Raw genomic sequence first — 1,230 nt, 5'->3', positions numbered from 1 at the left:
TGCCCGGGTCGGCCGCGATGAACTGCAGGGCGAGCTGGGCGTCGTCCTCGTCGGCCTGCACCCGGTAGGGCATGCGGACGGTCGTGAACTCGGCCGGGTGCCCCTCGGCACGGAGCGACTCGACCGCGAGCTGGGTCAGGCGGCCGGCCAGGGTGGAGTCCTGCCCGCCGCTGATGGCGAGGAGGTACCCCTTCGCCCCGGTCGTCAGCAGGTAGTCGCGCAGGAACCCGACACGACGGGCGACCTCCTGCTCCGGGTCGATGGTCGGCTGGACGTTGAGGTCCGCTGCGATGGCGGCTTGGAGTTCACGCACCACCCCAGTATCACGCCGATCGGCCCGGATGGACCGGATCGATCGACAGTTCGATGCCACGCGATGGTGCTGTCGATCGCGCAGAGGTGTTGTTCGTCCCGATCGGGTTCCGCACCGCGCCGACGCCGCACTCGAGGCCACTCCCGTGGCGCACGCGGTCGCGCCGCGTGCGCTTCGTGCGCAGGAACGGTCGGGTGCGCGCCTGCGACCCGACCGTTCCTGCTCACGGTGTGCGTGCGGTGGACGCTGGGCGCGACGGTCTGGAGGCGCGGTGCGGGCTGGCCACGGGCCTCCCGGCCGACGCGTGGTGCGCGGGGCTGGCGCCGACGCGGAACGACCATGTCGCCGTCGTACGACAGCGACATGGTCGCTGTGCGCGCAGCGCGACGGTCCGCACGTTCGGCGTCGACACTGACGAGCCTGGTACACCCCGCTCGTTGAGCCTCCTCTTACCCGCGAGAGGCACCCTGGTCGGCGACACGCAACCGAGCAGCGCGCGGAGGGACCATGGCGACGACGACGCTGACGCACGCGCCGACGGACGCGCCGACATCGGCGCGACCGCAGCACCGCACGGCCGCCCCGGCACGCGCCGGAACCGGTGCGCCCGAGGCTCCGCCGCCCCCGCTGACGCACCGTGCGCCCGCGCTCGACGGACTCCGGACGCTCGCCATCCTGGTCGTCGTCCTGTACCACCTGCACGTGCCGCAGTTCGAGGGCGGCTTCATCGGGGTCACGGTCTTCTTCGTGCTCTCCGGGTTCCTCATCACGACGCTGCTGCTCGGCGAACGGCGCCGCACCGGGCGGGTGCGCCTCGGCTCGTTCTGGGTGAAGCGGCTGCTGCGCCTGTACCCGGCGCTGCTGGCGCTCGTCGTGGTCGGGCTGCTGCTCTGGAACTGGGCCGGTGACTACAAGGG

At 72.4% G+C, this 1,230-nt stretch carries 1 protein-coding gene and 1 pseudogene; one reads left to right on the top strand and one right to left on the bottom strand.

Annotated elements, in window-relative coordinates; translation table 11 throughout:
• Positions 1-313: pseudogene (locus BACI9J_RS23125) on the bottom strand (ammonia-dependent NAD(+) synthetase); the annotation flags it as partial.
• 507 nt (positions 314-820) lie between these two features.
• Between BACI9J_RS23125 and BACI9J_RS23120 the strand changes: the two are divergent.
• A partial coding sequence (locus BACI9J_RS23120) for an acyltransferase family protein (protein WP_159736693.1) occupies positions 821-1,230 on the top strand: 410 nt, incomplete at its 3' end.

It is taken from the genome of Arthrobacter sp. 9V (assembly GCF_902506065.1).
Taxonomy (GTDB): domain Bacteria; phylum Actinomycetota; class Actinomycetes; order Actinomycetales; family Micrococcaceae; genus Arthrobacter.
The sequence above is the reverse complement of the archived record's forward strand: the minus strand, read 5'-3'. Positions and strand labels throughout refer to the sequence as shown.